We start from the raw sequence: 5,437 nt of genomic DNA on the forward strand, positions 1-5,437 counted from the left end.
CCCCAAGGCCCCCGGCCGGCCACGCAGCCAGGAAGCGGACGAAGCCATCCTCACGGCAGCACTCGACCTGCTCATCGAACGGGGCGCCGGCCTGACCAGCATCGAACAGGTGGCACGCCGCGCCAAAGTCACCCGCGCCACCGTCTACCGGCGCTTTCCCACCCTGACCGACCTGCTGGTGCGTGCGATCGAGTGGGAATACCGGGACGCGCACTCCGCCGCCATGGACTGGCCCGACCTCGACACCATGATCACGGCCTGGGCCGAACACCTCAGCACGCCCCGCGCGCGCAAGCTGATGCGCCGCCTCTACGGCACGGTCGACGACCTCCCCGAACTGCTGCACGCCTACCACCAGGCCCACGGCAGCCACCACAGCCTCGCGGTACGCACCACCCTGCAACGGGCCCGCACGGCCGGCCAGCTCCCCCCGACCAGCGACCCGGACATCCTGCAGCAACTGCTCAGCGGCGCCGCCCTGCAGCACCTCGCCGCACACCCCGACACCACCGGCACACAAGAAGTCAAAACCTACTTCCTCGCCGTCCTGGAACAGACCGGACTCTCAACCCCCCTCCGCCAAGGGAGCACCGCACGATGACCGAGAACTTAACGTGGCTGGGACAAGACGCCCGCAGGGCCCGCAAACAGGGCCTGCCCGCCGTCCTGCGTCGCCAGCGCGACCGGCTGGCCGCCATGGTCGCCCACGCCCGGGCCGCCTCCCCCTACTACCGCGACCTCTACCGCGCCCTGCCCGAGAGGGTGGAGGACCCGACGCTGCTGCCGGTCACCGACAAACAGCAACTGATGGGCCACTTCGACGCCTGGGTGGCCGACCGCGCCCTCACCTACGAGAAGGTGCGCGCCTTCAGCGACGACCCCCACCGGATCGGACAGCGCTTCCACGGCAAGTACCTGGTGGCCACCACCTCCGGCACCAGCGGCCGACGCGGCCTGTTCGTCCTCGACGACCGCTACATGAACGTAGGAGCCGCACTGACCTCCCGAGCCCTCGCCACCTGGCTGGGGCCCGCCGGCCTCCTGCGGGCCGCCGCGCACCGCGGCCGCTTCGCCCAGCTCGTGGCCACCGGCGGACACTACGTCGGCTTCGCCGCCTACTCCCGCACGCTCCAAGCCGGCGGCTGGCGCAGCAAGCTGATCCGCGCCTTCCCCGTACACACCCCCATGGCACAGCTGGTGGCCGACCTCAACGACTACCGCCCCGCCTTCATCATCGGCTACGCCAGCACCATCAAACTGCTCACCGCCGAACAGGAAGCCGGCCGCCTGCACATTCACCCGGTACTCATCCAGCCGGCCGGCGAGACCATGACCACCGACGACACCGACAGAATCGCCCGCGCCTTCCACACCACAGTCCGCGCAATGTACAGCGCCACCGAATGCACCTACCTCAGCCACAGCTGCCCGCACGGCTGGTACCACGTCAACAGCGACTGGGCCGTACTCGAACCGGTCGACGCCGACCACCGGCCCACCCCGCCCGGCCAGTTCTCACACACCGTGCTGATCAGCAACCTCGCCAACCGCGTCCAGCCGTTCCTGCGCTACGACCTCGGCGACAGCGTCCTGCTGCGGCCCGACCCCTGCCCGTGCGGCAGCCCGCTGCCCGCAATCCGCGTACGAGGACGCGCAGGCGACATCCTCACCTTCCCCACCCCCCACGGCACCCCCGTACAGCTTGCCCCCCTGGCCTTCAGCACCCTCTTCGACCGCACCCCCGGAGTCGAACTCTTCCAGATCGAGCAGACCGCCCCGACAACCCTGCGCATACGCCTGCTGCCGGCCACCGACGCCGACCCGGACCACGTATGGCACAGCACCCACCAGGAACTGACCCGCCTCCTCACCGACAACAAACTCGACCACATCTCCATCCAGCGCGCCGAGGAACCACCCCAGCAGACAGCCGGCGGCAAATACCGCACCGTCATCCCATTCGACCAGCCGCACACCCGACCCTGAGCCTGTTCTCGAGGAATCCGGTCACGCTCGGCGAGGGTCTCTGGCCACCGGACTGCTGAGCCCACACCGAAGCGGGGGAGGGGCAGCCGCCCGGTTCCCCGAGCCGGCCGGCCCGCCTTCGCCTGTCCCGTCCAGCAGGGGATGATGCGATCTCCGTTCAGGTCATGCCTCTTGACCTGTGGCGCGTCAAATAGAATTGGACGGTTTCCAGGGGTAGATGACCTGCATTTGCTCGCTGGATGTTGGGTTGAGCTGTGACGCAGCAAATAGTTCCGGACGTCGACTCAGGTTCTCCCGGACGTGTTATTGCACGGCTGGGCCGGTGCGAACGCCTCAGTCACATGCTCCTGCGCGAGGGCGAACGCCGTCCCCCATCATCCGCGTCGGCGGCCGACGCAGCCGCTCCAGCTCCGACGTCTTCAACGCCGCCACCAGCTCACAGGGCAGCGCCGGGCCACGCCCGCGACCTTCGGGCTTCCGGACGGTAAAAGCTCGGCTCCACAGCCGGGAGCATCTCCGAGCAGTCGCGCGAGCACGTCTACCTGGACGCCGGGTGTGCAAGCGACAGCTGGATGGGCGTGCCCAACGGCGAGTACCGCTTCAAGGGTCGTGCCATGGGTATCGCTGTCCGCGGGCAGTGTCACCACCGACAAAGAAGGTCACAGTGACGAGCCCTCCTTCTGAGCACACGCTCCCGCGCGTTCTCGGTGGCCGAAGAGAACTCTCGGGAGACCAGCCATGACGTTCCCGGGGCCAGCCACAAGGGGCCATCGATCCAACGCGCCCCGCCGTCCGAGCGTCGCATACGAGCCGTGGCCTGCCGAGAATTCCGGGGCGATCATAGGGGGCGCCTCGATACGCTTCGCAGATGTCGGGAAAGCAGCGCCCTGAGGGGACGTTGGGGCTGGACCCGTGGAGCAAGGGGTCCCGCATATGCGGTCTGTGCGGCGAGTACCGCACGATGACCAGGGCTCATGTGCCGCCCCGAGCCGCCGGGAACACCGGCGACGTGACCTGTGCGACGGTCCGCGTGCACAACAAACAGCGCACCACCGGCCGTCCGAGGACCGGGGGGAAGTGGCTGCGGGGCCTGTGCCAGGACTGCAACAACCTCGCCGGCAAGAACTACGACGCGGCCTACGGCGACTTCGCCGCGCGCCTTGCGGTCTACTTCGGTGCACGCAGGCATCTGTTCCTGCCGGCACCCAAGCCCGCTCCGCCTGTCTCTGTGGCACCGGGACGGGTCGCACGGTCGGTCTTGATCGGAATGTTCGCCACCACGCCACACCTGCGCAAGATGTTCCCCGGCCTGGCACGCGACCTTCAGTACCAGCACCCACACATCTCCATGCCCGACGGTGCAACCTTGCGGATGGCGCTGTACCCCTCACACAGCACGCGGCTTGCGAGCATGTCCTACGGGATGAGAGTCATCTCCCGCCGTCAGCACTACAACGTCTTCTCCGAGATCTACTTCCGTCCGCTGGCCTGGACGCTGAGTCCCAGCGACGACCGTCTCGACGATGCCGGGCTGGGGGGCTCGGGCCTTGGTACGTGGCCCGTCGTGGACCAATGGCTGCAGTACGGCGACGATGTCACCGCACTCGACCTGCGCGACCTGTGCTGCCGCGGGATCCCCACGGTCGGCCATCCCCTGCGCGATGGACGGGGCGAGTGGGTGGAGGCCTTCCAGAACGACACCGCGGCTTTCCTCGAAGGAAAGATCCCGGCCTGACGCCGAGACAGGCCACGCACGTACGGTTCCGCTGCCTGTGCGTGCAGGGCGTGGCGTCGCTCGAAAGGAACGCAAAGCGTTCCGGCCCACACTGTAGTTCGGCCTGAGAGACCGCATGAAGGATCACCTCCTGCAGGGATGCCCGCACCTAACCCGCGCTCACGGGCGGTGTGTTGGGTGGATCCGCTCCGCCCGAGGCTGGTGGTGCGGCATGGTGAGGCAGACGGCCGCGAGCCCCGATGGACGGAGCACCTGGATCCCCTCGGGCACGAACACGGTGGTAAAGACCGGATCCGGGTACCTCGGGGTCGAGCAGATTGCCGAGCTTGCCAGGCGAGCGCGGGCGCGGGGAAGCCTAGTGTTTCGCCGGCGCCGACCGACGCCCGGAGGCGGCGCACCGCCTGGCAGGCCTACCCGGCCGCATCAAGGGCCGGGAGGTGTCTGGAGGCGGAGCGTGGGGCCTTCGTCTCCTCCCCGGGTGTAGATGCCGATACCCATGACGATCTGCGACGGGTCCGCCTCGACGTCCTTGGCGGCACTGTCCTCCCCTTCGTAAATGGGGTACAGGAGCACCGCCCCCAGGAGCGACGACGCTTCCTCGGCCTGGTCCACCTCAGCGGCGACCACGGCCTCGTGTGACGGGTTAGTGATCCTGCCGAAGGGGTTCTTCTTATTACCGCGGCGCGTTCGGCAGAACAGGGGCAGCGATTCAAATCCGAGGACCGATGCCGTGGACCCGTCACCGGCGGGCTGTGGCAAGACCAGCAGCCACTGGTCCTCCTTTCGTCCCAGCTGCTGCAGGTAGGGCAGGTGCGGGCGTAGCCGCGGACCAGTGCCCTCCAGCCCGCACAGGACCTGCATCAGGCGTCCGTGCCGGAGCAGACCGGTGCGGGCGCGCACGGCGGTGGACTGGCCGCTGAGCACGCGTGGCTCCGCCAGGATGTCCAACAGCGGTCGCCACAGCTGGACGTTGCGGGCTTTCGCTGCCGCGTCCTCGGGATGGGCGAGCGGCTCGATCCACCGGCCGGGCGAGCGGATCTCGACCAGTTCGGTGTGGAAGAGGGCGTTTCGTCGCTGCTCCGAGTCCATCGCGCCCAGGTACCCAGCCAGCAGCGGGGGCACTTGGGCAGGGGTGAGTTGCGGCCTGCCGTCGACTTCGACGGCGTAGCGCGCCAGATCCTCCTGGAACGAGAGCTGGTCGCGGAAGACTGCTGCGAAGGCGTTGAAGAGGCCCCCATCGGTGTCACCCGGGACCCGGCCGAAGTAGAGCCGCATCAGATCCCGGTAGCCCTCACGGAAGCCGGCCCAGCGTCCTATTCCTGCCAGGCCCACCACGTTGTCGGTGCGCGGACCCTGGTAAATGACGGTCAGACCCTCGACGGTGCCGAGGCGGGACAACCGTGAGCCGCAGACAAGGATCTTCCAGATGTGCCGCCGTGCGAAGTCCAGCTCGTGCTCGCCGCGTTCGCCATGTCCCGATTCATTCTCGATCACGACGGCGTGGCCGTCGGCGTCGATCCGCGACCACGCGGCAACGACGTAGGGCGCGAGCTCGTCGAAGGTGGAAGGGACGGCCAGGCCGTCGGCCCGTTCGCAGGAAACGGGCTCGACGTCCCTTGTGAGGTTCGGTGAACCTGTCACGGGGATGTTCGGATTCTGGTGTCACTGACGTGTAGGTGTATCGGTGCTGTTCAGGGCTGGTTGGTCAGGTTGATC

At 68.1% G+C, this 5,437-nt stretch carries 4 protein-coding genes; 3 read left to right on the top strand and 1 reads right to left on the bottom strand.

The genetic code is table 11. The features are described 5' to 3' along the window. The 3 genes from ADK86_RS43770 to ADK86_RS12510 all read left to right on the top strand — a co-directional run. Positions 1–601, top strand: a 601-nt coding sequence (locus tag ADK86_RS43770; protein WP_063788981.1) for a TetR/AcrR family transcriptional regulator, incomplete at its 5' end; no start/stop codon positions are given. Next, on the top strand, positions 598–1,986 hold the full coding sequence (locus tag ADK86_RS12505; protein WP_053696653.1) for a CoF synthetase: 1,389 nt from the start codon (positions 598–600) through the stop codon (positions 1,984–1,986). The genes ADK86_RS43770 and ADK86_RS12505, both read left to right, overlap by 4 nt. 868 nt (positions 1,987–2,854) lie before the next feature. Continuing rightward, complete coding sequence (locus tag ADK86_RS12510) at positions 2,855–3,721, top strand: hypothetical protein (protein WP_159393840.1); 867 nt, start codon at positions 2,855–2,857, stop codon at positions 3,719–3,721. A 423-nt stretch (positions 3,722–4,144) separates the two neighbouring features. Here ADK86_RS12510 and ADK86_RS12515 read toward each other — a convergent pair whose 3' ends face one another. Then, a complete protein-coding gene (locus ADK86_RS12515; protein WP_053696655.1) occupies positions 4,145–5,362 on the bottom strand; it encodes a Z1 domain-containing protein in 1,218 nt (405 codons plus the stop codon). Between the last annotated feature and the right edge of the window lie 75 nt (positions 5,363–5,437).

Origin of the sequence: Streptomyces sp. NRRL F-5755 (genome assembly GCF_001279365.1) — a bacterium.
GTDB classification, from domain to species: domain Bacteria; phylum Actinomycetota; class Actinomycetes; order Streptomycetales; family Streptomycetaceae; genus Streptomyces; species Streptomyces rimosus.

Coding starts and splice junctions, on each gene's coding strand:
- ADK86_RS12505 (WP_053696653.1), top strand. CDS start 598: ATGACCGAGAACTTAACGTGGCTGGGACAAGACGCCCGCAGGGCCCGC.
- ADK86_RS12510 (WP_159393840.1), top strand. CDS start 2,855: ATGTCGGGAAAGCAGCGCCCTGAGGGGACGTTGGGGCTGGACCCGTGG.